Source organism: Hyphomicrobiales bacterium (assembly GCA_002869065.1).
Classification (GTDB): Bacteria; Pseudomonadota; Alphaproteobacteria; order Rhizobiales; family Rhodobiaceae; genus Rhodobium.
In genome coordinates, this window is the sequence record PKTR01000006.1 from 92,690 (window position 1) to 113,178 (window position 20,489).

Consider the following 20,489-nt stretch of genomic DNA (forward strand, 5'->3'; position numbering starts at 1 on the left):
ACAATATGTTGCAGCCGCCAGCAGCGTTTCAATCGGGGAAGGGGATCACGCTCGCCGATTTCGCGTCGGCCACCGCCGGTGATGATTCGCCAAGCAGCTCCGAAATTCCGACATCCCAATAGGGCATCACGCCATAAATCTCGGCGAGGTAGTCGATGAAGACGCGGACCTTGGCCGGCAGGAAGCGGCGGCTCGGATAGACTGCGAAAACCGCAACGAGGCGCGAGCCGGAATATTGCGGGAGGACGACCTTGAGCTTGCCGGAGGAGAGTTCCGGCCCGATGTCCCAGGTCGACCTGAGAGCGATGCCAAGCCCGGCCATGACAGCCTCGCGCACGACCTCGCTCGAATTGGTCATGATGCGGCCTGAAGCGCGCACCGATACGAAGCCTTCCGGCCCTTCCAGTCGCCACGGGTCCTGATGCGCGGCGGCGAGGCAGACATGCCGTTCCAGCTCGGCGAGGGTTTTCGGCGTGCCGTGTTTGTCGAGATACTCCGGCGTCGCGCACAACACCCGGTGGACCGGTGCGAGCCGGCGCGCAACGAGGCTGGAATCTGCCAGTTCGCCTATGCGAACCGCGATATCGTAGCCTTCGCCGACGATATCGATGAACTCGTCCGACAGGATCAGATTGACGGCGATATCGGGGTTGGATTCGAGAAACGGGCCGAGATGCGGGGCGATGTGCAGGCGCCCGAACGAGGTCGGGGCCGAAATCTTGAGCGTGCCGCGCACCAGTGCCGAGCGTCGGGTGACGAAGGCCTCCGCTTCCTCGACGGCGGCGAGAATGGCGACCGCGCGTTCGTAATACCCCTGGCCCGCTTCGGTCAGGGCGATCTGTCGTGTGGTGCGCTGGAGGAGGCGGGTACCGAGGTGGTCTTCTAGTCGGCGGAGGCGTTTCGAAACCACGGCCGGCGACAATCCGACCTCTCGTCCCGCAGCCGACATGCTCCCTGCCGTCACGACGCGGACGAAGATTTCTAGATCTGAAAAATCACTCATTTTCAACCGACTGGAAAGGCAACTTCTTCGCTGAAGAGCTTTCTCAATTAGGGCTTGATCTGTCATATTCCAGACTATCGGCACCAAATAGATGTTACAATTGCCGGCAGCTAAGAAACTGGAATTCAGTCCTAATTCCTGGGGAGAAACAAATGTCCGGCCTGACGATGCCGCCGCTCGACGATGCGGTGATGACGAGGAGGCGCGAGATCGTCTCCGCCTTGCAGGCCATCGTCCCCGGCGAAGGGGTGATCGCCGACGAAACCGAGATGCGGGTCTACGAGTCCGACGGTCTGACCGCCTACCGCCAGCTGCCCTTCGTCGTTGTGCTGCCAGAGACCGTCGGGCAGGTAAGCCGCGTGCTTGCCTATTGCCAGGAGAACGGCATCAAGGTGGTGCCGCGCGGCGCTGGCACCTCGTTGTCGGGCGGGGCGCTGCCGCTGGCTGACGCGGTGCTTCTGTCGATGATGAAGTTCAACCGCGTGCTCGACATCGACTACGATAACCGCGTTGCTGTGGTGCAGCCCGGCGTGACCAATCTCGGCATCACGCGGGCCGTCGAACATGCCGGCTTCTACTACGCGCCCGATCCCTCGTCGCAGATCGCCTGCTCGATCGGCGGCAATGTGGCGGAGAATTCGGGCGGCGTGCATTGCCTGAAATACGGCCTGACCACCAACAACGTGCTCGGCGTCGAAATGGTGCTGATGTCGGGCGAGGTGGTTCGAGTCGGGGGCAAGCATCTCGACGCCGAAGGCTACGATTTGCTCGGCCTCATCACTGGGTCGGAGGGCATGCTCGGCGTCATCACCGAGGTGACGGTGCGCATCCTGCAGAGCCCTGAGACGGCGCGCGCGGTGCTGGTCGGGTTCCCCTCGAGCGAGAACGCGGGTTTCTGCGTCGCCGACATCATCGGCAGCGGCATCATCCCCGGCGGCATCGAGATGATGGACAGGCCGGCGATCCACGCGGCCGAGGATTTTGTTCATGCCGGATACCCGCTCGACGCCGAGGCACTGCTGATCATCGAGCTTGACGGACCCGAGGCCGAGGTCGATCACCTGCTGACTGAGGTCGAGAAGATCGCCCGCAGCCACAACGCCAACCACGTCCGCGTCTCGACCAGCGAGGAAGAGCGGCTCACCTTCTGGGCCGGGCGCAAGGCGGCGTTCCCCGCCGTCGGCCGTATCTCGCCGGACTACTACTGCATGGACGGCACGATCCCGCGGAAGGCGCTGCCGACGGTGCTCGCCCGCATGCGCGAGATGTCGGAGCACTATGGCCTCGGCGTCGCCAACGTCTTCCACGCGGGCGATGGCAACCTGCATCCGCTCATCCTCTACGATGCCAACAAGCCGGGCGAGCTGGAAAAGGCGGAGGATTTCGGCGCCGATATTCTGAAGCTCTGCGTCGAGGTCGGCGGCGTGCTGACCGGCGAACACGGCGTCGGCGTGGAGAAGCGCGACCTGATGCCGGCGATGTTCGATGATGCCGATATCGCCCACCAGATCCGGGTGAAATGCGCCTTCGATCCGAACCAGCTTCTCAATCCGGGCAAGGTGTTCCCGGAACTGCATCGCTGCGCCGAACTCGGCCGCATGCACATCAACAAGGGTCAGATGCCGTTCCCGGACATCCCGCGCTTCTAGAATGCGTCTTCAGGACGCCGAGAGGCTTCCTGGACAGGAAACGCACACAAAAACGAGTTCCCGAAAGGGGTCGCATGACCGATACATTCAAACCGCGCGATCAAAAGGACGTCGCCGACGTGGTGGCGTGGGCGATCGCGGAAGAAAAGCCGCTCGATGTCCGTGGTCACGGCTCCAAGGCCGGGCTCGGGCGGCCGTCGCAGAGCGCCTACACGCTCGATCTGTCCGGCCTGTCCGGCATCGCCTTCTACGAGCCGGAGGAACTGGTGCTCGGCGCCAAGGCCGGCACGCCGCTCGCCGAGATCGTCGCCGCCCTTGATGAAAAGGGCCAGATGCTCGCGTTTGAGCCGATGGACTTCGGCCCGCTCTATGGCGTCGAACCGGGGAAAGGGACGCTCGGCGGCACGTATGCGGCCAATGTCTCCGGCCCGCGCCGCCTGCAGGCGGGTGCGGCGCGCGACCATGCGCTCGGCATCGCTGGCGTTTCGGGGCGCGGTGAGGCCTTCAAGTCCGGTGGACGGGTGATGAAGAACGTCACCGGCTACGATTTGACCAAAGGCCTTGCCGGCTCCTACGGCACGCTCGCGGTGATGACCGACATCACCATCAAGGTAGTGCCGAAGCCGGAAACGCTGGCGACCGTCGTGGTGCCGGAGCTTGCCGCCGAAACGGCAGCCCGCGCCATGGCCACGGCGATGGGCTCGCCGTTCGAGGTGTCGGCCGCCGCGCATCTACCCTCCGCTGTTGTTGCCGGCCTCGATGGCGTCGAGGAAGGGCGTGCGGCCACCGTGCTGCGCCTCGAGGGCTTCGGCCCGTCGGTTTCCTACCGCGCCGGCAAGCTGGTCGAGCTGTTGAAGCCGTTTGGCAACGCCTATCGGCTCGATGAAAAGGCGAGCACGGCGCTGTGGGCGGAGATCCGCGACGTGCGGCCCTTCGCCGGCGCCGATGAACGCCCGCTCTGGCGGGTGTCGGTCGCGCCGACCGCCGGTGCCGGTGTCGTCGAGGCGATCACGCGGGCTGTTCCCGGCGCGCGCGCCTTCTACGATTGGGCCGGCGGGCTCGTCTGGCTCGAACTGCCGCTGGCAGGGGAAGCTCATGCCGATGCCGTGCGCGGTGCTATTGCCGTGGCCGGCGGTGGCCACGCAACGCTGATCCGTGCCGATGCCGCAACCCGCGCCGCTGTCCCCGTCTTCCAGCCGCAGCCGGCCGGTCTCGCGGCCTTGTCGGCGCGGCTGAAGGCGCAGTACGACCCGCACGGCATTCTCAACCCCGGCCGCATGGTCGCCGGGGTGTAACACCACGATCGGAAGGGCGCCGAGCATCGATGGGGCAGGGCCACACACATTCTCACGGGGCGGGTCATAGTCATGGCCCCAGTCAGGGCCACAGCCACGATCACGCCTCCGGTGCCAATGAGCGCCAGACGCTGATCGCGGCCTGCCTGACCGTGAGTTTCATGGGCGCCGAGATCGTAGGCGGCCTGTGGTCGGGCTCGCTCGCGCTGTTGGCCGATGCCGGCCACATGCTGACCGACACCGTGGCGCTCGTGTTTGCCTGGCTCGGCTTCCGCCTCGCCCGCCGGCCGGAATCGCCAAGCTTCACCTATGGCCTGAAGCGGCTGCCGGTGCTGGTTGCCTATACCAGCGGGCTCAGCATGTTCGTGATCTCGTTCTGGGTGCTGACCGAAGCGATTGGCCGCATGCGCGCGCCCGTGCCGGTTGCCGGCGGAATGGTGATCCTGATCGCCGTCCTCGGCCTCTTCATCAACATTGGCGTCTTCTGGATCCTCACCCGCGCCGATCGCGAGAACCTCAACATCCGCGGCGCGGTGCTGCACGTTATCGGCGATCTGCTCGGCTCGGTCGCGGCGATCATCGCCGGCACGGTGATCTACTTCACCGGCTGGATGCCGATCGACCCGTTGCTGTCGCTGCTCGTCGCCGTGCTCTTGGCATTCGGTGCCTGGCGGCTGACCCGCGATGCCGGCCGACTGCTGCTGCAGGCCGTGCCCGAGGACCACGATATCGCCGCCATCAGCGCCGAAATCGCCGCCGCCATCCCCGGCGTGCTCGATATCCATCACGTTCACATCTGGTCGCTCGCCGACCGCCAGACCATCATCACCCTGCATGCCCAGGTGGAGCCGGAGACCGACGGCGATGCTGTCGTCGTCGCCGTCAAGGAGCTGCTGCGCAGCCGCCACGGTATCGGCCACGCCACCGTCGAGATCGAAAAGGGCCCCTGTGCCGATGGAGCGGGGGCCGCCGGCCCGCGCGCCGTCGCCTGACGAGAAAACAAGAAGATGCAAACGACCTTTTCCGCCGAACAGCTCGCCAATCCGCTCGTCGCCGAAGCAGAGCGCATCCTGCGCAAATGCGTCCATTGCGGCTTCTGCACGGCGACCTGTCCGACCTTCGTGCTGCTCGGCGACGAACTCGACTCGCCGCGTGGCCGTATCTACCTCATCAAGGACATGCTGGAGTCCGGCAAGCCGGCGACGGAGAAGGTCGCCAAGCACATCGATCGCTGCCTGACCTGCCTGTCGTGCACCACGACCTGTCCGTCCGGCGTCGACTACATGCATCTGGTGGACGGCGCGCGCGCCCATATCGAAAAGAGTTACCGCCGGCCGTTTATCGATCGGCTGCTGCGCAACGTGCTGGCCGCAGTGCTGCCCTATCCGAACCGCTTCCGCCTGTCGCTGATCGGCGCCTTCTTCGGTCGTCCGCTGGCACCGCTTATGAAGCGCATGCCGGGCTTCGAGCGCTTCGCCGCCATGCTGTCGCTCGCGCCCGCGCGTCTTGCCGGCAAATCGGCCGCCCAGCCGGGAATGGCCTATGCGGCCGAAGGCGAGAAGAAGGGTCGCGTCGCGCTGATGACCGGCTGCGCCCAGCCGGTGCTCGCGCCCTCGATCAACGACGCCGCCATCCGGCTCCTGCGCCGCGCCGGTATCGAGATCGTGCTGCCGGAGGGCGAGGGCTGTTGCGGCGCGCTCGTCCACCACATGGGCCGCGAAGAAGATGCGCTTGCCGCCGCCCGCCGCAATGTCGACGCCTGGACCCGTGAGATCGAGGGCAAGGGGCTCGACGCGATCCTGATCACCGCGTCTGGTTGCGGCACCACGGTCAAGGATTACGGCCACATGCTGAAAGACGACCCGGCCTATGCGGAAAAGGCCGCCCGCGTCTCGGCGCTGACCCGCGATATCGCCGAATATGCCACCGGGCTCGAACTCGGCCAGCCGCTGCGCCTCACCGGCCTCACCGTCGCCTACCATTCCGCCTGTTCCATGCAGCACGGCCAGAAGATCACCCGCCAGCCGAAGGAGCTGTTGAGCAAGGCCGGCTTCATCGTCAAGGACGTGCCCGAAGGCCATCTGTGCTGCGGCTCGGCCGGCGTCTACAACATCATGCAGCCGGCGATCGCGACGCGCCTGCGCGACCGTAAGGTCGCCAATATCGAGCGCACCGCGCCCGATCTGATCGCCACCGGCAATATCGGCTGCATGACGCAGATCGCGACGGGCACAGACCTTCCCATCGTCCACACCGTGGAACTGCTGGACTGGGCGCATGGCGGCCCGGTCCCCGAGACGCTCGCCGAAAAGGGCATCGGCGCCGCCCACACGCACGCCTAGGCAATGGCGCACGCCTGATCGCGGGCTGTTCTGCAGGCATTGGCACTAGACGAAAGAATCTTTTCCATTTTGGAAAAGGTGATCCTCCATTACGATGGGTTTCGTTGAAGGCCGTTTCGGCGTTAAGTGCGGCGCAATTCTGGACGACGACGCGTGCACGGCGTGTCGTCAGCTCAACGAGGCCTACGCCATGACCGATATTGCTCTTCCCGAAGGTATTGCCATCACCGGCGCGCTCGGCGACCGCTACGAGGAAATCCTCACGCCGGAAGCGCTCGCTTTCGTCGCCGATCTGCACCGCAGCTTCGACGAACAGCGCAAGCGCCTCCTGAAGCTGCGCGAAGAACGCCAGAAGCGCTTCGACGCCGGCGAGCTGCCGAACTTCCTTGAAGAAACCGCCCATGTCCGCGACAGCGACTGGACCGTCGCGCCGATCCCGGCCGATCTGCAGGACCGCCGCGTCGAGATCACCGGCCCGGTCGACCGCAAGATGATCATCAACGCGCTGAACTCCGGCGCGCGCGTCTTCATGGCCGACTTCGAGGACGCGTCCTCGCCGGTCTGGAGCAACATGATCGAGGGCCAGATCAACCTGAAGGATCGCTGGAACGGTTCGATCGACTTCACCGACGCCGAGAGCGGCAAGAGCTACGCGTTGTCCGACAAGCCGGCCGTCCTCCTCATCCGGCCGCGCGGCTGGCACCTCGACGAGGCTCATGTGCTCGTCGACGGCACGGCGGTCTCCGGCGGCCTGTTCGATTTCGGCCTCTATGTCTTCCACAATGCCAAGGCGCAGCTGGCGCAGGGCTCGGGCCCGTATTTCTATCTGCCGAAGATGGAAAGCCACCTCGAGGCGCGGCTGTGGAACGACGTATTCAACCGCGCGGAACATACGCTCGGCCTCAACGAGGGCACCATCAAGGCGACGGTGCTGATCGAGACCCTGCCGGCGGCCTTCGAGATGGACGAGATCATCTACGAACTGCGCGAGCACATGGCCGGCCTCAATTGCGGCCGCTGGGACTACATCTTCTCGTTCATCAAGACGCTTCGGAAGAACCCGAACTTCGTCCTGCCGGATCGTGCGCAGGTCGGCATGGGCAAGGCCTTCCTCAACGCTTATTCGCAGCTCCTCATCAAGACTTGCCACCGCCGTGGCGCCTTCGCAATGGGCGGCATGGCCGCCGCCATTCCGAACCGCCGCGACCCGGAAGCGAACGAAAAGGCGCTCGCCAATGTGCGGGCCGACAAGGAGCGGGAAGCAAAGAACGGTCATGACGGCACCTGGGTCGCGCACCCGGATCTGGTCCCGGTCGCCATGGAAGTGTTCGACCGCGAGATGCCGGGCCCGAACCAGCTCGACAAGCTGCGCGAGGATGTCAGCATCGGCCAGAAGGAGCTGCTGGAAGTCCACCAGGGCACCAAGACCGAGGGTGGCCTGCGCGAAAACATTCGCGTCGGCGTCCAGTACATCGAGGCCTGGCTGCGCGGCCGCGGTGCGGTGCCGCTCTACAATTTGATGGAAGATGCCGCGACGGCGGAAATCTCGCGCGCCCAGATCTGGCAGTGGCTGAAATTCGGCGCCACGCTCGAAGGCGGCGTCGCGGTCACCGAAGAGCTGTTCGACCGGTGCCTCGAAGAGGAAATGCAGCGGGTGCGCGGCGAGGTCGGCGACGCGGCCTATGACGGCGGCCGCTTCCCGGAAGCCATCAAGCTGTTCCGCGACATGTCGCTGTCGGAAACCTTCGAGCCGTTCCTGACGGTCCCGGCCTATCAGATCATCAAATAACAAACGTTCTGCCGGCCAGCCCGGCGGAACGGCTCCCTGGAGCCCCGGCGAACCCTTTGGTTCGCCGGGGTTTTTTCTGTGCGCACGGACGTGATTTCGCGGCGCCCCGAGGTCGCGCTACAATGATCGCGAAGTCGTGGCAGAAGGAGGAGGCCCCATGACTGGAAGTTTCAAGCTCTTTGGAATGGCCTGCGCGATCGCGATGGTCGCAGCTTCGCCCGCTGTAGCCCAGCAGGCGACCGGCACGCCGGCAGTGACCGCACCCTCGCAGCCGGCGACCACCGGCTCGGTCTCGGCCCCGTCGACCGGCACGCCGACCGCCACTCCGGCTGAGCCCGCAACGGCAAGCGAACCGCTCGGAACCTTCGACGGCTCGCATGACTGCGAACCGGCGCGCTGGTCCGGCAAGACGCCAGTCAGTTGATCGAAAAAACGAAACCGGCCCCGCCATCACTGACGGGGCCGGAGCGTTTACTGATGATCCGGGCGGGAACTAGCGCTTTCCCGAACCGAAGGTCCGCTTCAGCGAAAAGTTGACAGACTTTTCGGATAAGAAATCGCGCAAAAACAATCCCCTACCGCACGATCACCTTGGTGCCGACGCCGACCCGCTCATAGAGCTCGGTGACGTCCTGATTGCGCATGCGGATGCAGCCCGACGACACCGCGTGGCCGATCGTCCAGGGCTGGTTCGAGCCGTGGATGCGGTACAGCGTCGAGCCGAGATAGAGCGCGCGCGCGCCGAGCGGGTTGTTCGGGCCGCCTTCCATATATTGCGGCAGGCCCGGCTGGCGCTGACGCATTTCCTCCGGCGGAGTCCAGCCCGGCCATTCTGCCTTGCGGGTGATTTTGTGCGTGCCGGCCCATTCGAAGCCGGGACGACCGACGCCGACGCCGTAGCGGCGGGCCTTGCCGCCTTGCTCCACCAGATAGAGGTAGCGTTCGTCGGTGTTGATGACGATGGTGCCCGGCTTGTGCGGGCCGTCATAGGACACCGTGGTCGGCATGAATTCCGGCGAAATCGAGCGCTTCGGCTTGGCGGCCACACGCGGGCGCGCCTGCAGCGACACCTGCTGAACGGGCCGCTGGTGCGGCGGCTCGCGGAACGTGCGGTGCGGCACGGCCATTTGCGTATCGCGGTAGAGCCGCGTCTTGCGGCGTTCGACCCGGCGCGGCTGCTGGGCGTGGCGCCCGGGGCGCAACTGCAACAACCAGGGTTCGGTGAGGTTGGGGCTCAACAGCAGAGGCGGATTGGAGCCGTAACGGGCCTGGCCGGCCTCGGATGTGCTGCAAAACGCAGCCAGCCCGATGGCGGACATGGCAAAAAGGGTCACAAAACGTTTCATCGACGTACTCGGCACTTTCTCGTCAACGGGTCGCGCACTGGGCGCGGGCTTACGGTCGGCGCAGTCCGGTCGGGCCGAACTCCACAGTCGGTCGCACACATTCGCTCGCCGACACCGGCGCCGAACGCTAAGACCGAAGAACCGTGACGGGTTTGTTTGGCAAGACGCCTCGACTTGCATGCCCTTACCCGGTTCCCCGAGATTAAGGCTAAGGACGCGAGTCACACCGATTGGTGAATCAAATCGTTTACCAACGTCATTGGTGCCGGGTTCTTGTTCGCGTGGTTAGGAAAACGTGAGGAAGCGTAGTTAACAGCTGACAAAACAACGCTCTTGAAGGCGTTTGCCCGTTAACATCTACGGCATTGCAGGAGGGTGCGGCGCTATCGGCTGATATCGATGCGCTTGTTGGCGATCAGTGTCGAGAGTCGTTTGCGCGCATCCGCGATTGCCGCCGGCAGAACGCGGCGCACTTGCACCGGCGTCATGCCCGCCTTGACCCGGCGGTCGTACAGCATGTTCAGCAGGTACCAGTCGAAAATCGCGAAAGTCTCGACCGAGGAACTGTCGTTGAAGATGGAGTCCTTCAGCCGCCAGTCGTCATTGACCGGCCCGAGGCTCTGGGTGATCTCCTCCACCATGCAATGGCGGAACGCGCGCCGGCCTTCATTCGCAACGATATAGACGAAGGCGCGGTCGAGGTTGATGCCGTTGCGCCCTCCGGTTACCGCCGAGCAGGCACTGCGCCGCAGAAGCAGGCTGTTGGCCTGGCCCGGCATGCCCTTGAGCGTCTCCTCGATCACTTCCCGGTAGTCGCCGCGGTCGATCAGGAAGACGATCATCTCCGCTTTTTTCTCGTGGCGGGTTTCGGTGATGTTCAGGTTCTTCACCGAAGCGCGCAGCACCTTGAGGAAACGGCGCACCTCCGCGCTGCGGTCGGGCTGGGCAAGATTGATGATGTGAACGCGGACGCGGCCTGGAAACTTCTTGATCCGGTTGCGGTTCGCCCGCCGGTTCTGCACCGGGTCCTCGGCGCCGAACACGGTACGCATGAAGCCGTCGATCAATTGCGCGTCGCTGTAGGAGTTGACGACGGAAGCCGGGCTGCGTTTGCCCGCCGCCGCAGGCCCTCCGCCGGTCGCGGCCGACAGCGCGCCAAGTGCTATCACGAGCAGGACGAGCACCAGCCTTCGCATCATGCCTGTCGGCTCCTTCCCGTCCGCGAATTCGACCCAAACCGACATCGCCGCCCCGGCATTGCCCGTCGAATGACTGTGAACCCGCATTGTGGCGCGGATCGGGGCGCGAAGGAAACGAAAACGCGCGTCACCGGCAAGATCGTTTCAGCGGACGTAGCGGCGGACGTCGCGCAACACCGAGGGCAGCGCCGATTGCGCTTCGTTGCGCGACATGCCCGGCCGGATCCGGTGGTGGTAGAGCATATTGAGAATGAAGCGGTCGAAGGTGGTGAACCGGTCGTGGCGGGACTGGTCGTTGAAGACGCTGTAGGAAAGCGTGCGGTCATCGTTCATCGGCCCGAGGCCCTGCAACGTTTCCTCGACAAGACAACGGCGGAACAGGAACTCGCCTTCGTCGGAAACGATTACCGCGGTCGACGACGAGATGCCCCGCGAGTCCGACAACACGCGAACCAGGCATCGGCCCGGCGCATCGGCCTTGGGATCGTCGTAGATCTCGCGCCGCACGACCTCGGTATATTGCGGCCGGTCGACGACGAAGATGGTGAAGTTGGCATCTCTCTGCCGCGACACGATGGTCGTCGTGAGGCCGCGGATGGCGCCGTTCAGGCTGCCGATGAAACGGCGCGCGGCCGCGGTGCGGTCGCGGCGGGCCATGTTGACGATGTGGAAGCGGACCGTGCGGGTGTATTTCTTCACCCGGTAGGGCTGCCAGTTCCAGGTGCGGTATTCGAGCCCGAACACCGTGCGCATGAAGCCGTCCATCAACTGCTTGTCGGAAAAACGCGGTTGCGCGGCCCCGATCCCGGAGGCCACGGAATCCATGCCGAGGCAGAACGCACAGATCAACAGAACGCGAACCAGACGATGCACCGAACGCCAAGCCTTCTCTTCCAATCGGGTTTTGCGACATTAGCGGCTGATGACGCGCTCTCCAAGCGCTTCGCCTTTTATCGGGCCGGTAAGGATTTCATTAAGGCTGCGCTTGGTAGCATTTGTCGTCTGCGCAGGGCTCGCGTCTCCTCTATGGCTTGAAAACAGATGATTGATCGCAAAAAACAATTTCGTATCGAACGGATGAACCGGCAAAGTGAATTCGATGCCGGGGCAGCCCCGTCGGATGGCGCTTGCAATGAAGTTCTGATCGAACTTGCCGAAATCAAGAGCCTGATCAAGCAGTCGGCCCGCAATCCAGGCGCCGTGGTGGACGCCGCCGACGAGGACTTTGCCGCGGCCGAACAGGATGCGACGGCGGCGCGCTATTCCGAAGAGGAACTGCGCGAGGCGCGCAAGCTCAAGGTCGAACTAGATATCATCCACGAGGCCATCGATCGCACCAAGCGCGAGATCGCCACGCTGCACAAGACCAATGTCGATCCTGAACGCATGACCCGCGTCACCGACGAACTGGACGCGGTCGTCGATGGCACGGAACACGCCACCGAGAAGATTCTGGCCGCGGCCGAGGTGATCGACGAAGACGCCAACACACTGTCGGCCCGCCTGAAGGGGCAGGATCAGGACCTTGCCAACGATATTCAGGACAAGGTCGTCAAGATTTTCGAAGCGTGTAACTTCCAGGACCTCACCGGACAGCGCATCACCAAGGTGGTGTCGACCCTCAAATTCATCGAGGATCACATCAATCAGATGATCGATATCTGGGGTGGTATCGACAGTTTCCAGGATGTCGAGGCCGAAAGAATGCCCGAGCGCGAAGGCGACAAGGCGCTGCTTAACGGCCCGGCATTGGAGGATTCCGAGGATATTGCATCACAGGACGACATCGACGCTTTGTTCGCCTGAGTGCGACCGCTGGTTCGCGCTGGCTTGACTTGACGCGGGGGGACAACCCTGCGACGACTATGCGCCTGTTGAAACCGATTGCGAGGACCGCAATGATCACGCCCGGCCTGCGGCGCGTTCGGTCTCTTTTCTTCGCCCTTAGCGTTGCTGTGCCGGGTGTCGTTCTCGGCGCTGCGCCGGGTTTCGCCGGCAGCACGGTCGCCACCGGTGCGGCGACGTCGGTTGTTCGCTCCGAGATTTCGACACCCGCGTCCGCGGTACGGCCGGTCCAGTGGGGATATGGCCGCCGCCCGATCGCGCGCCGTGCGTTCCGCTCGTGCAAGCGCTTCGCCCGTAAGGTCTATCGCGGCAGAACCAGGAGCCGCGTGCGGATCGTGTCCATCGAGCGCTTCTACGCAGAGCAGGGCAACCGGTTCTTCGTCGCGGGAACGATCCGCGTTCTCGATGGCCGGCCGGACTCGTTCTACCGTTTCCGCTGCCGGACCAAACGCGCCAAGGTCGTCTGGTTCCGTTAGGAGCTGGAGGCCTCGCCTGCACACTCACCTCATACCGACACAGCAAGGATGGCGCGATGGCTGTCGAGCACAGGAACGGCTTGATCGAGGACGTCGAAAGCGGTGCCTGCCGTTGCTGGTGGCCCGGCAATGACCCGCTCTATCAGGCCTACCATGACGACGAATGGGGGCGACCCGTTCGCGACGACAATCGCCTGTTCGAAAAGATCTGCCTGGAGGGCTTCCAGTCCGGCCTGTCCTGGCTGACCATCCTGCGCAAGCGGGAGAATTTCCGCAGTGCCTTCGCCGGTTTCGATCCGCAAAAGGTCGCCGTCTTCGGCGACGCCGACATCGAACGCCTTCTCGGCGACGCCGGTATCGTGCGCCACCGCGGCAAGATCGTGTCAACCATCAACAATGCCCGCCGCGCGCTGGAACTGCGGGACGAGTTCGGATCGCTCGCCGCCTATTTCTGGCGTTTCGAGCCAACCGCCGACGACCGTCCGCAAACGCTCGACTACGGCTCGCTTGTTGCACTCGGCAAGACACCCGCTTCGACCGCGCTGTCGAAAGATCTCAAGAAGCGGGGTTGGAGTTTCGTCGGTCCGACCACATGTTATGCCTTCATGCAGGCCATGGGCATGGTCAACGACCACCTCGAAGGGTGCTTCGTTCGCTCCAAGGTCGAGACCGACCGGAGCGCATTCCAGCGCCCGCGATAACGCTTCAACGGCGAAAAAGGTCGTGTTTTTCGGCTATCTACGCAGAAATCCGACTTTGCGCTGTTGACATGCTCAGGCGCCATTCTTAAATCAGCGCTCGACTGTTAGCACTCGACTAGGGTGAGTGCTAACAGGGCCTTTCAACAAGCGTGAGGAAGTTCGAGCGATGAATTTTCGCCCTCTCCATGACCGTGTGGTCGTTCGCCGCGTGGAATCCGAAGAAAAGACCGCTGGTGGCATCATCATCCCCGACTCGGCCAAGGAAAAGCCGTCCGAAGGCGAAGTCGTCGCCGTCGGCCCGGGCGCCCGCGACGAAGACGGCAAGCACATCGCAATGGATGTGAAGGCCGGCGACCGTGTGCTGTTCGGCAAGTGGTCCGGCACCGAGGTCAAGATCGACGGTCAGGACGTCATGATCATGAAGGAATCCGACATCATGGGCATCATCGGCTGACCGCCGGTGTGCTCGTAATCTGAACAATGACATCCGGTCCGTTCATCACTGAAGAATGGCAGTTGCTGCTTGTTCTCGCCGTCGGCATTGGCGCCGCTTGGGCGCTGCACCGACTGGCCAAGAAGATGAGCGATCGGGACGAATAGGGATCAGAGATTCATGTCTGCAAAAGAAGTCAAATTCGGCTCCGAAGCCCGCGACAAGATGCTCGCCGGCGTCGACATCCTCGCCAACGCGGTGAAGGTCACGCTTGGTCCGAAGGGCCGCAACGTCGTCATCGACAAGTCGTTCGGCGCGCCGCGCATCACCAAGGACGGCGTTTCCGTCGCCAAGGAGATCGAGCTCGAGGACAAGTTCGAGAACATGGGCGCCCAGATGGTGCGCGAAGTGGCCTCGAAGACCAACGACATCGCCGGTGACGGCACCACCACCGCGACCGTGCTCGCCCAGGCCATCGTCAAGGAAGGCGCCAAGGCCGTTGCCGCCGGCATGAACCCGATGGATCTGAAGCGCGGCGTCGACATGGCCGTTGCCGAAGCCGTCAAGGATCTGATGAGCCGTTCCAAGCCGATCAACACCTCGGAAGAAGTCGCCCAGGTCGGCACCATCTCGGCCAACGGCGAGCGCATCATCGGCGAGAAGATCGCCGAAGCCATGCAGACCGTCGGCAACGAGGGTGTCATCACCGTCGAAGAGTCGAAGGCGCTTGAGTTCGAACTCGAGACCGTCGAAGGCATGCAGTTCGACCGTGGCTACCTGTCGCCGTACTTCGTCACCAACGCCGACAAGATGATTGCCGAGCTCGACGATCCGTACATCCTGCTGCACGAGAAGAAGCTCGCCAACCTGCAGGCTCTGCTGCCGGTTCTGGAAGCCGTCGTCCAGTCGTCGCGTCCGCTCCTCATCATTGCCGAGGACGTTGAAGGCGAAGCGCTGGCGACCCTCGTCGTCAACAAGCTGCGTGGCGGCCTCAAGGTTGCAGCCGTCAAGGCTCCGGGCTTCGGCGACCGCCGCAAGGCCATGCTCGAGGACATCGCCGTTCTGACCGGCGGCCAGGTCATCTCCGAAGACCTCGGCATCAAGCTCGAGAACGTCACCCTCGACATGCTCGGCACCGCCAAGCGCGTCACCATCACCAAGGAAGAGACCACCGTCGTTGACGGCGCTGGCGACAAGGAAAACATCGACGCCCGCGTTTCGCAGATCAAGGCGCAGATCGAGGAAACCACCTCCGACTACGACCGCGAGAAGCTCCAGGAGCGCCTGGCCAAGCTCGCCGGTGGCGTTGCCGTCATCCGCGTCGGCGGTGCGACCGAAGTCGAAGTGAAGGAAAAGAAGGACCGCGTCGACGACGCCCTCAACGCGACCCGCGCGGCCGTCGAGGAAGGCATCGTCCCGGGTGGCGGTGTTGCTCTCCTGCACGCCAAGGAAGCCGTTGCCAAGCTCGACAGCGAAAACGCCGACGTTGCCGCCGGTATCAAGATCGTCCTGCGCGCTCTTGAGGCCCCGATCCGCCAGATCGTCGAGAACGCCGGCGTCGAAGGCTCGATCGTGGTCGGCAAGCTTTCCGAAGCCAACGATCCGAAGCTCGGCTTCAATGCCCAGACCGAAGAGTATGTCGACATGATCGCGGCCGGCATCATCGACCCGACCAAGGTCGTGCGCACCGCGCTTCAGGACGCCGCTTCGGTTGCTTCGCTGCTCATCACCACCGAGGCGATGGTTGCAGAGCTGCCGAAGAAGGACGCCGGCATGCCGGCGATGCCGGGCGGCGGCATGGGCGGCATGGATTTCTAATCCATCCCCACCGACGACATTGCGAAGGGGCCGCCTCCGGGCGGCCTCTTTTTTTGTCTGAAAGGGTGTTTCCAAAGGGAGTTATCCGCAGAAATATGCGGGTTTTTGGGTGAAGTGCAAAACCGTGACGGGCGTCACATCCGGATTTGGCGGGGCTCGCTAGAGTTCAATCATCGACGGGCGGAAACAACAAACGCCCACAACACGGGAATGCATCAAACACGGGGGAGAGACCCCACCCAAGAGGAGATACAGCCATGCGGAAGTTCGCCACCACCACCATCAGCACCCTGACCGCCGCCGCCCTTCTGGCCGGTTCGCTTGCAGTCACGACGACCTCGGCTTCGGCCGGTATGGCCAACGTCAACGCCGCGCTGACCCCTGCGGTCGCGACCACCGACGGATCGGATGCCAACGTCGTCAAGGTTGGCTGGCGTCACCGCCATCACCGCCGCCATCACTACGGCCCGGCCGCTGCCGGCCTGGTCTTCGGCCTCGCCACCGGCGCGATCATCGCCAACTCCTATGGCCCGCGCGAGTGCTACTGGACGACGATCAAGAAGAAGCGCTGGAACCGCTACGGCGAGCGCGTGATCATCAAGAAGCGGGTCAAGGTTTGCGACTAAGCAATCTTCCCGCCCCGGGAGCCCACCCTCCCGGAAAGAAGCCCCGCCCAAAAGGCGGGGCTTCGGCGTTTCTGGGGTAGGGCGCTGTACGTCTGAACTTCGCGCATGCGCCACCTACGCTTTGTCGCCCACCGTCTTCCGTTCTTAACTCCCGCTCTCTGTTCCCGTACCCGTCATCCTCCCATTCCCACTCCCGTCATCCTCCGGCTCGACCGGAGGGTCGCGCTCGATCCGGCACGGCCGGGAGGGATGCACAATGAGGCTGATGATCCCGGTGCAAGCGCCGGGACGCCAATGACTGGGCTATCCGATCCTCCGGTCGAGCCGGAGGATGACGCGGTGAAAGGGGGGCGGCCAACAAAGACCCGCCAAAGCAATACCGTTCCGATATGGGCAATAGGCCCCGGCTCAAGGCCGGGGTGACGGGGAGTGAGTGGGGCCAGGCACGGTGCCCGGCAAAGACCTCTGGATGGCTCTCATTTGAACCAAAGAGAACCGTGCGTGGGCTCGGCAGTTCCGTAGCTAAAGCTCCGCTGCCGCCTCAAGCACCGCGCGGTTTTCGATGCAGTAGTAGCCGGAGATACGGCTGATCGTGCCGGCCCGCTTCCAGTCGTTCAGCACCCGGTTGACGTTCTCTCGCGCCGCGCCGGCCATATTGGCGAGGTTCGCCTGGCTGAGCTTGTAGTGGATGAGGGTGCGGCCGTTATCGAGCGGCTTGCCGAAGGATTCCGCCAGTTGCAGCAGGGTCTGCGCGACCCGGCCCGACAACGGCAGGAAGCTGCGCGCGGCCAGAACGTCGTTGGCAAGCCGCAGCCGGCCCGCGACGATCGCCAGCATATGCCGGTAGAGCGCCGGGTTCTCTTCCGCGAAGCGGTCGAACGAGGCCTTGTCGACGAAGGCGAGCTGAGTCGGTTTCAGCGCACTGACGCTCGCCGAACGCGGCCGCCCATCGAGCAGCGCCAGTTCGCCGACCAGCGAGCCGGGACCGAGCACGGCGAGCAACTGCTCCTCGCCGTCATGGCTGACCACGCTGACCTTCAAGGAACCTTCGAAGACGACGTAGAACCCGTTGCCCGGATCGCCGGCAAGAAACAGCGTTTCGCCATTCGCGAGCTTCACCGACCTGGCGAGCTCGGCAAGTCCCTCGGCGAGATCGTCGGCCAGTCCTTCAAGCGAAAAACTGTTCTGAAGAATGTCCTTGTTGAGCCGCATCGTCGCCCCTCCGCTCTGTAGCCACACCGAGATTACGGCATGCAGGGGTAAATTTCACGCAAAGCCGTTCCGCTGCGGCATATCGGGACAAAAAAGCCCTGCACAACCCTGTTTTCGGCGCCCGGGGATCACACTCGGGGATAGCGCATCGCTACCGGAGGTAGGATACTGAAGAAACCGGGTTGTGGTGGTGCGGCCCGTGGATGCGTTCGCGACTGGGGGTCGAACGTGACAGTGTTGCGTGCCGGCGCGGTTTTCGCCGTGTCGGTTGGGGCAGGGATGGCAGTGACAGCTGCACGCGCCGACGACGAGGAGGCGCTGCGCCGCTTTCTGTATTTCTCCGACGCTCATGTCGCCTTCAATCAGCAATATTCGACCTATGGGACCCGCTTCGCGCCGCTGTCGAGCATCGACGAGACGGGGCCGATCGTCAGCATCACCTTCTCGTCGGGCAAGTTCCGGTACCGCAAGAAAATGCGCGCGCCGATCGGTCGGCGTCCACGAAAGAAACTGATCCGCACGGTCGATTTCGGCGGCGGTCTCGCGGCCGGCTATCAACTGGTCAAACCGCGCTATGGCGTCGCGCTGCTCGTTGGCGGGCTGGCCGACTATCGCCTCTTGATGCGGCGCGATCCGACCAATGACGATACCGGCTTCCGGCCAGCACTTGCCGTGATGGCAGAGGGCTGGGCAAAGCCGATCCCCAACCTGCTCGTCACGGCCTATGCGGAGGCCAAGACCCGCCATCACGCGACCTACGGCAAGCTGTTCGCCGGCCTTGAGGTCGACGAGGAGGTCTTTGTCGGGCCAGAGATCGGTTTCAGCCGCGACGACTACGGCACCGAACGCTTCACCGGATTCGGCTTTCTCGGCGTGAAGACCGGCCCGTTCCGGGTGAAGGCAACCTTTGGGGTCGTCGATGATGGCAGCCGCAAGAACGCCAACTATCTGTCGGTTGTCGCCTGGCGCCGGTTCTGAGCCGCAAAGCGCCCGGCTTCCGGCCGCTGCGTGCGGCGCGCAACCTTGCCCTGCCGGTCGCTTTCGTCTAGAGCATGGTCCGTTCAAATCCGGGCGATTTGGGCGACGAACGACGTTCATCAGATCAGCAACGGAGCCGCTTGCCAGAACCGCGAAGCGCTCCGACGACAAGTGGGGCGCGCCGGACCGGCGCGCGAAGTGTTTCAGACGCACCGTTGACCGCCGGGCCGGGCCCGCGACGTGTCCGGGCGGGGAGTTCCGGGAACCGATGGCCAAGAACAAGAAAGCGGACAAGCTGAAGGCGCGCCTGCCGCGTGGTTTCGTCGACCGCGAGGCGGCCGAAATCCGTTCCACCGAGGCGATGCTCGCCAAGGTGCGCGAGATTTACGAGCGCTATGGCTTCGACCCGGTCGAAACGCCGCTGATGGAATACACCGACTGCCTCGGCAAGTTCCTGCCCGATCAGGACCGCCCGAACGAGGGCGTGTTCTCGCTGCAGGACGACGACGAGCAGTGGATGAGCCTGCGCTACGATCTGACCGCGCCGCTCGCCCGCTATGTCGCCGAAAACTATCAGCAACTGCCGCTGCCCTACCGCTCCTACCGCAACGGCTGGGTGATGCGGAACGAAAAGCCGGGCCCCGGCCGCTTCCGCCAGTTCATGCAGTTCGACGCCGATACGGTCGGCGCGCCCTCGGTCGCCGCCGATGCCGAGATGTGCATGCTGATGGCCGACACGCTCGAAGCCGTCGGCATCAAACGCGGCGACTACATCATCCGCGTCAACAACCGCAAGGTGCTCGACGGCGTGATGGAAGCGATCGGCCTTGCCGGCGACGAACACGCCGGCACCCGTCTCACCGTGCTGCGCGCCATCGACAAGCTCGACAAGTTCGGTCCCGAAGGCGTCAAGCTGTTGCTTGGAGAGGGCCGCAAGGACGAATCCGGCGACTTCACCAAGGGCGCTGGGCTCGACGAGCGCGGCATCGCCATCGTGCTCGGCTTCGTCGAAGCCGGTCGCGCAACGGCGGCTGAAACGGTCGATGCGCTGCGCGCGCTCGTCGCCGACAGCAAGACCGGCAGCGAAGGCGCCGAGGAACTTGGTACCATCGCCGAACTCGTGTCGGCAGCGGGTTACGACGACGGCCGCGTCAAGATCGACCCCTCGGTGGTGCGCGGTCTCGAATATTACACCGGTCCGGTCTACGAAGCCGAGCTGACCTTCGAGGTCACCAACGACAAGGGCCAGGTGGTCCGCTTCGGCTCGGTCGCAGGCGGCGGGCGCTATGACGGTCTCGTCTCGCGCTTCATTGGCCAGCCGGTGCCCTCGACGGGCTTTTCCATCGGCGTCTCGCGGCTTCTCTCGGCACTGCGCTCGACCGGCAAACTCGCCGAGAAGGCCGTCGACGGTCCGGTCATCGTCACCGTGATGGACAAGAACGCGGTCGCCGACTACCAGCAGATGGTGTCGGAGCTGCGCGCCGCCGGCATCCGCGCCGAGCTCTATCTCGGCAATCCGAAGCAGTTCGGCAAACAGCTGCAATACGCCGACCGGCGCAACTGTCCCTGCGCGATCATTCAGGGCTCGGACGAGCGCGAGGCCGGCATCGTCCAGATCAAGGATCTGATCGAGGGCAAGAAGGCGGCAGCCGAAATCGAAGACAACGCCACCTGGCGTGAGAGCCGGCCGGCGCAGTTGGAAGTCGCCCGCGCCGATCTCGTCGCCGCGGTGAAAAAGCTGCTGGCCGACCAGCAGTCAGACGGTTAGGGAGCGTGT

The 20,489-nt window shown here is 64.1% G+C and carries 19 protein-coding genes; 14 read left to right on the forward strand and 5 right to left on the reverse strand.

Features of this window, described 5'->3' with window-relative positions; translation table 11 throughout:
- Positions 1 to 28: 28 nt before the first annotated feature.
- Positions 29 to 1,003, reverse strand: a complete 975-nt coding sequence (locus C0606_15540; protein PLX36129.1) for a LysR family transcriptional regulator — start codon at positions 1,001 to 1,003, stop codon at positions 29 to 31.
- A 152-nt stretch (positions 1,004 to 1,155) separates the two neighbouring features.
- On the opposite strand from C0606_15540, the gene C0606_15545 reads away from it, so the two are divergent.
- From C0606_15545 to C0606_15570, 6 genes are all read left to right on the forward strand, one after another.
- On the forward strand, positions 1,156 to 2,652 hold the full coding sequence (locus C0606_15545; protein PLX36130.1) for an FAD-binding oxidoreductase: 1,497 nt from the start codon (positions 1,156 to 1,158) through the stop codon (positions 2,650 to 2,652).
- Between the two features lie 74 nt (positions 2,653 to 2,726).
- The gene (locus tag C0606_15550; protein PLX36131.1) at positions 2,727 to 3,947 is read left to right on the forward strand and encodes a glycolate oxidase subunit GlcE; all 1,221 of its coding nucleotides are present in this window, start codon (positions 2,727 to 2,729) and stop codon (positions 3,945 to 3,947) included.
- Positions 3,948 to 3,976: 29 nt separating this feature from the next.
- Positions 3,977 to 4,939, forward strand: a complete 963-nt coding sequence (locus tag C0606_15555) for a cation transporter (GenBank protein ID PLX36132.1) — start codon at positions 3,977 to 3,979, stop codon at positions 4,937 to 4,939.
- A gap of 15 nt (positions 4,940 to 4,954) precedes the next feature.
- Positions 4,955 to 6,289, forward strand: a complete 1,335-nt coding sequence (locus C0606_15560) for a glycolate oxidase iron-sulfur subunit (protein PLX36133.1) — start codon at positions 4,955 to 4,957, stop codon at positions 6,287 to 6,289.
- A 190-nt stretch (positions 6,290 to 6,479) separates the two neighbouring features.
- Positions 6,480 to 8,078, forward strand: coding sequence for a malate synthase A (locus tag C0606_15565; protein ID PLX36367.1), 1,599 nt, complete (start codon positions 6,480 to 6,482; stop codon positions 8,076 to 8,078).
- 184 nt (positions 8,079 to 8,262) lie between these two features.
- Positions 8,263 to 8,502, forward strand: a complete 240-nt coding sequence (locus C0606_15570) for a hypothetical protein (protein PLX36134.1) — start codon at positions 8,263 to 8,265, stop codon at positions 8,500 to 8,502.
- Positions 8,503 to 8,653: 151 nt separating this feature from the next.
- Here the strand turns inward: C0606_15570 and C0606_15575 are convergent, their stop codons facing one another.
- From C0606_15575 to C0606_15585, 3 genes are all read right to left on the reverse strand, one after another.
- Positions 8,654 to 9,424, reverse strand: a complete 771-nt coding sequence (locus tag C0606_15575) for a L,D-transpeptidase (protein ID PLX36135.1) — start codon at positions 9,422 to 9,424, stop codon at positions 8,654 to 8,656.
- 383 nt (positions 9,425 to 9,807) lie between these two features.
- Positions 9,808 to 10,710, reverse strand: a complete 903-nt coding sequence (locus C0606_15580) for a hypothetical protein (GenBank protein ID PLX36136.1) — start codon at positions 10,708 to 10,710, stop codon at positions 9,808 to 9,810.
- A gap of 57 nt (positions 10,711 to 10,767) precedes the next feature.
- Positions 10,768 to 11,448 carry a hypothetical protein gene (locus C0606_15585; GenBank protein ID PLX36368.1) on the reverse strand — a complete coding sequence of 227 codons (681 nt, stop codon included), beginning with the start codon at positions 11,446 to 11,448 and terminating at the stop codon, positions 10,768 to 10,770.
- Positions 11,449 to 11,664: 216 nt separating this feature from the next.
- Between C0606_15585 and C0606_15590 the strand changes: the two genes are divergently transcribed.
- From C0606_15590 to C0606_15615, 6 genes are all read left to right on the forward strand, one after another.
- A complete protein-coding gene (locus C0606_15590; GenBank protein ID PLX36137.1) occupies positions 11,665 to 12,429 on the forward strand; it encodes a hypothetical protein in 765 nt (254 codons plus the stop codon).
- A 92-nt stretch (positions 12,430 to 12,521) separates the two neighbouring features.
- Positions 12,522 to 12,944, forward strand: coding sequence for a hypothetical protein (locus tag C0606_15595; protein ID PLX36138.1), 423 nt, complete (start codon positions 12,522 to 12,524; stop codon positions 12,942 to 12,944).
- Positions 12,945 to 13,000: 56 nt separating this feature from the next.
- Complete coding sequence (locus C0606_15600; GenBank protein PLX36139.1) at positions 13,001 to 13,645, forward strand: DNA-3-methyladenine glycosylase I; 645 nt, start codon at positions 13,001 to 13,003, stop codon at positions 13,643 to 13,645.
- Between the two features lie 166 nt (positions 13,646 to 13,811).
- Positions 13,812 to 14,099, forward strand: a complete 288-nt coding sequence (locus C0606_15605; protein PLX36140.1) for a co-chaperone GroES — start codon at positions 13,812 to 13,814, stop codon at positions 14,097 to 14,099.
- Between the two features lie 159 nt (positions 14,100 to 14,258).
- Positions 14,259 to 15,896 carry a chaperonin GroEL gene (gene groL, locus C0606_15610; protein PLX36141.1) on the forward strand — a complete coding sequence of 546 codons (1,638 nt, stop codon included), beginning with the start codon at positions 14,259 to 14,261 and terminating at the stop codon, positions 15,894 to 15,896.
- Positions 15,897 to 16,153: 257 nt separating this feature from the next.
- Positions 16,154 to 16,522, forward strand: coding sequence for a hypothetical protein (locus tag C0606_15615; GenBank protein ID PLX36142.1), 369 nt, complete (start codon positions 16,154 to 16,156; stop codon positions 16,520 to 16,522).
- A 522-nt stretch (positions 16,523 to 17,044) separates the two neighbouring features.
- On the opposite strand, the gene C0606_15620 is transcribed toward C0606_15615, so the two are convergent.
- Positions 17,045 to 17,734 (reverse strand): cyclic nucleotide-binding protein, encoded by a 690-nt coding sequence (locus C0606_15620; protein ID PLX36143.1) that lies wholly within the window; start codon positions 17,732 to 17,734, stop codon positions 17,045 to 17,047.
- A 237-nt stretch (positions 17,735 to 17,971) separates the two neighbouring features.
- Between C0606_15620 and C0606_15625 the strand changes: the two genes are divergently transcribed.
- Both C0606_15625 and C0606_15630 read left to right on the forward strand, forming a co-directional pair.
- A complete protein-coding gene (locus C0606_15625) occupies positions 17,972 to 18,712 on the forward strand; it encodes a hypothetical protein (GenBank protein PLX36144.1) in 741 nt (246 codons plus the stop codon).
- A gap of 268 nt (positions 18,713 to 18,980) precedes the next feature.
- A complete protein-coding gene (locus C0606_15630; protein PLX36145.1) occupies positions 18,981 to 20,480 on the forward strand; it encodes a histidine--tRNA ligase in 1,500 nt (499 codons plus the stop codon).
- Positions 20,481 to 20,489: the final 9 nt, after the last annotated feature.